The following is a 3,581-nucleotide window of genomic DNA, read 5'->3' as shown; positions in this document are numbered from 1 at the left end:
CGCGCGGGCGACCCGCAGGGCCGCGTGCACGCCGGCCACCACGGCCGGCGGCGGCGCGGTGTCGTAGATGAAGGTGCGTCCCGTGTCGACCAGGTGCCGGATCAGCGCCGCCGGGCCGGCGATCAGGCCGCCCGCGCCGCCGAGGGACTTCGACAGGGTCGCCGTGACGACGACGTCCGGCAGGCCGGCCAGGCCGGCCGCCGCGACGCCGCCGGCACCGCCGGTGCCCAGGATGCCGATCGCGTGCGCGTCGTCGACGAGCAGCAGCGTGTCGTGCGCCGAGGTCACCGCGTGCAGGTCCGCCAGCGGGGCCAGGTCGCCGTCCACCGAGAACACCGACTCGGTGACGAACACCCTCGCCCGGCCGGGGTGGGCCGCGAGGATCGCCGCCAGCGCTGCCGGGTCGGCGTGCGGCGCGACGATCACCTCGGCGCCCGAGCTCTTGCAGCCGTCGATCAGCGAGGCGTGGTTGTAGCGGTCCGAAACCAGCAGCGTCTCGCGCCCGGCCAGCGCGCGGATCGCGCCGAGGTTGGCCAGGTAGCCGGAGGAGTAGACCAGGGCCTGCTCGGCGCCGAGCCAGCGGGCGAGCTCCGCCTCCAGGGCGGCGTGGGCCCGCGTCGAGCCGCGCACCAGCCGGGAGCCGGTGGCGCCCAGCCCGTACGTCTGCAGTGCCTGCACCGACGCCGCGATCACCTCGGGGTGAACGGCCAGGCCGAGATAGTCGTTGCCGGCCAGATCGACCACCGGGTCGTCGGCGCCGCGGTGCTGCAAGGTCCGGGTGAGCCCGGCCTTCGCCCGCGTGCGGGCCTGGCGCTCCAGCGCCTCCTGCCAGCCCGCCAAAGCATCCTCACCCTCGCCGTCCCGACCCGCTCGCCGGGCAAACTATCACCCGGCTCCGGCAACGCCGGCGGCCGGAACGCCTTGTAGGGTACGGGCATGCCAGAGATCCTCGACCGGGCCCGGGCCCAGGTTCTTGCCGACGGTGCCGGGCTCGACGAGGCGGGGATCCTCGAGGTCCTCCGCCTGAGCGACGGGGACCTGCCCGAGCTGCTCCAGGTCGCGCACGACGTCCGGATGAAGTGGTGCGGCCCGGAGGTCGAGGTCGAGGGCATCGTCTCACTCAAGACCGGCGGCTGTCCGGAGGACTGCCACTTCTGCTCGCAGTCGGGCCTGTTCACCTCGCCGGTGCGCTCGGTCTGGCTGGACATCCCCTCGCTGGTCGAGGCGGCAAAGCAGACCGCGGCGACGGGCGCGACGGAGTTCTGCATCGTGGCGGCCGTGCGCGGCCCCGACACGCGGCTGATGACCCAGATGCGCGAGGGCGTCAAGGCGATCAAGGAGGCCGTCGACATCCAGGTCGCGGCGAGCCTCGGCATGCTCACCCAGGCGCAGGTCGACGAGCTGGTCGAGATGGGCGTGCACCGCTACAACCACAATCTCGAGACCTGCCGCTCCTTCTTCCCGAACGTGGTGACCACCCACTCGTGGGAGGAGCGCTGGGGCACGCTGACCATGGTGCGCGAGTCCGGGATGGAGGTCTGCTGCGGCGGCATCCTCGGCCTGGGCGAGTCCGTCGAGCAGCGCGCGGAGTTCGCGGCCCAGCTCGCCGAGCTCGACCCGCACGAGGTCCCGCTCAACTTCCTCAACCCCCGGCCCGGCACCCCGCTCGGCGACCGCCCGGTGGTGGAGGGCAAGGACGCGCTGCGCGCCATCGCCGCCTTCCGGCTGGCGATGCCCAAGACCATCCTCCGGTACGCGGGCGGCCGCGAGATCACCCTCGGCGACCTGGGTACGCGGGACGGCCTGCTCGGCGGCATCAACGCGGTCATCGTCGGCAACTACCTGACGACGCTGGGCCGCCCGGCCACCTCCGACCTGGAGCTGCTGCAGGAGCTGAAGATGCCGGTCAAGGCACTCTCAGCGACGCTGTGACGGTCCTGGTGTACTGCGACCGTTGCGGCACACCGGCCGCCGAGGGCGACCACTCGGCCTGCGCCGCGGCCCGGGCGCTGGAGCCGCCGCGCTTCTGCCCGGACTGCCGCCGCCGGATGAAGGTGCAGGTCGTCCCCGCGGGCTGGACGGCGACCTGCGTCGAGCACGGCGTCCGCCACTCCTGAGGATCCCGCGCTGCACGACCTCCGCTGAACCCATCGGCGACGGCGGGCCCCCTGCGAGGCCCACCGTCGCCGCTCTCACCCGTCACCCGTCACCCGGAGGCGGCGGGAGTCTCGTCTGGCGCCGTCCGGCGCCCGGTGCCGGGGATCGGCAGCGTCAGGCTCAGCAGCGCGCCGTCCCGGTCGTCGCGGCCCGTCACGCCGAAGCGGCGCAGGGTGCGGAGCATCGCCACGTTGTCGGCGCCGACGTGCGCCACGATCGCGGACGCGTTCATCCGCTGCGCCGCCGAGATCAGCCGGCGCAGCAGCGCCGTGCCGATGCCGCGCCGCTGCCAGGCGTCCTCCACCAGCAGCGCGACCTCGCCCAGGTCGCCCTCCACCAGCAGGCTGGCCGTCGCCACCACCTGCTCCTCGCCGGCCGGGTCGACCCGCACGGCGAGCAGGGTCAGGCCGCTCGACGGCTCGAGCATCCGGCGCAGCCGGGCGTCGGACGGGCCGTGGGTGACGCCGAGGTAGCGGCGCCGGCGGGTCTGTGCGGAGCTGCGCGCGAGCAGCCGGCGGACGCCGTCGACGTCGTCGCCGGTGGCGGCCCGGATCAGCAGTTCGGTGCCGTCGGGTAGCAGCAGCGTGGTCTGCTCGGCGGTGCGCCGCACCAGGGCGCCGCCGACCTCGACCAGCGCCTGGGCGCGGGCGTACTCCGCCGGGGTGAAGGCCGGCGCCGGGCGCAGCACCTCGTAGGTGCCGCCGGCGGGGTCGATGAGCGTCATCCGCTCCTCGTCGAAGCCGTGCAGGACCACCGTGCCGGCGGGACGCCAGCGCGCCTCGGCGGCGTCGAGCAGGGTGACCAGCGCCTCGCCCAGCGAGTCGGGGTCGTGCACGAGCCGGCCGGCCAGGGCCAGCGCCCGGGTCGGCTGGTCGGCGAGGCCCTGCGCCTCGGCGCGCACCACGAAGGCGTCGCGGCCCCGCCCCCGCTCGATCGCGGCATGCAGCTCCGGCTCGGTCATCGTGTCCGGCGCGTCGACGAGGAAGTCGTCGACCGCGCCGCCCTCGGTGGTGTGCACCTGGACGGCGAGGATGTTGACCGACCGCAGCGCGAGGCTGGCGGTGAGCACCGAGAGGTAGCCCGGCCGGTCGTCGACCGTGGCCCTGATGCGCCACAAACCCATGCGAGGCACTTCCCTTCCGGCCGATCCGCCCCCTGAAACGAACCTAAGCGTGCCTCGCCGGTGTTACCTGCACATTGCCTGAGCTGGGACGACTATGAGGGTTCGATCACAGCCGCTGCGACGCTCGGCACCTCGGTGCGGTCCAGCCGGTCGCCGAGGATCACCGCGGCGGCGCGGACCAGCTGGGCGATCCGGTCCACCTCGGTGACGTGGAACGCGGCCGCCGGCAGCTCGTCGTCGTCCGCGCGGGCGATGACGAGCACCAGGCCCGCGCGGCCGAACGGGGCCACCGCGTAACGCG

The 3,581-nt window shown here is 74.3% G+C and carries 4 protein-coding genes and 1 pseudogene; 2 read left to right on the top strand and 3 right to left on the bottom strand.

Annotated features, from left to right (window positions below; all coding sequences use genetic code 11):
- A partial coding sequence (locus AB0F10_RS44720; RefSeq protein WP_360640574.1) for an aminotransferase class I/II-fold pyridoxal phosphate-dependent enzyme occupies window positions 1–840 on the bottom strand: 840 nt, incomplete at its 3' end.
- A 96-nt stretch (window positions 841–936) separates the two neighbouring features.
- On the opposite strand from AB0F10_RS44720, the gene bioB reads away from it, so the two are divergent.
- The gene (gene bioB / locus AB0F10_RS44715) at window positions 937–1,932 is read left to right on the top strand and encodes a biotin synthase BioB (protein WP_360640571.1); all 996 of its coding nucleotides are present in this window, start codon (window positions 937–939) and stop codon (window positions 1,930–1,932) included.
- Window positions 1,929–2,117, top strand: coding sequence for a hypothetical protein (locus AB0F10_RS44710; RefSeq protein ID WP_360640568.1), 189 nt, complete (start codon window positions 1,929–1,931; stop codon window positions 2,115–2,117). Before bioB ends, AB0F10_RS44710 begins: the two co-directional genes overlap by 4 nt.
- An 89-nt stretch (window positions 2,118–2,206) precedes the next feature.
- On the opposite strand, the gene AB0F10_RS44705 is transcribed toward AB0F10_RS44710, so the two are convergent.
- Both AB0F10_RS44705 and AB0F10_RS44700 read right to left on the bottom strand, forming a co-directional pair.
- Entirely contained in the window at window positions 2,207–3,280 is a 1,074-nt protein-coding gene (locus AB0F10_RS44705) for a GNAT family N-acetyltransferase (protein WP_360640565.1), read from the bottom strand.
- Between the two features lie 92 nt (window positions 3,281–3,372).
- Window positions 3,373–3,581: pseudogene (locus tag AB0F10_RS44700) on the bottom strand (amino acid-binding protein); the annotation flags it as partial.

The sequence above is a fragment of the Actinoplanes sp. NPDC026623 genome, from assembly GCF_040638275.1.
In the GTDB taxonomy this organism is placed as follows: domain Bacteria; phylum Actinomycetota; class Actinomycetes; order Mycobacteriales; family Micromonosporaceae; genus Actinoplanes.
This window is presented reverse-complemented; position numbering and strand designations above follow the sequence as displayed.

Bases quoted from the DNA above. Each gene is read 5' to 3' on its own strand.
- AB0F10_RS44705 (WP_360640565.1), bottom strand. From the start codon at position 3,280: ATGGGTTTGTGGCGCATCAGGGCCACGGTCGACGACCGGCCGGGCTAC.
- bioB (WP_360640571.1), top strand. From the start codon at position 937: ATGCCAGAGATCCTCGACCGGGCCCGGGCCCAGGTTCTTGCCGACGGT.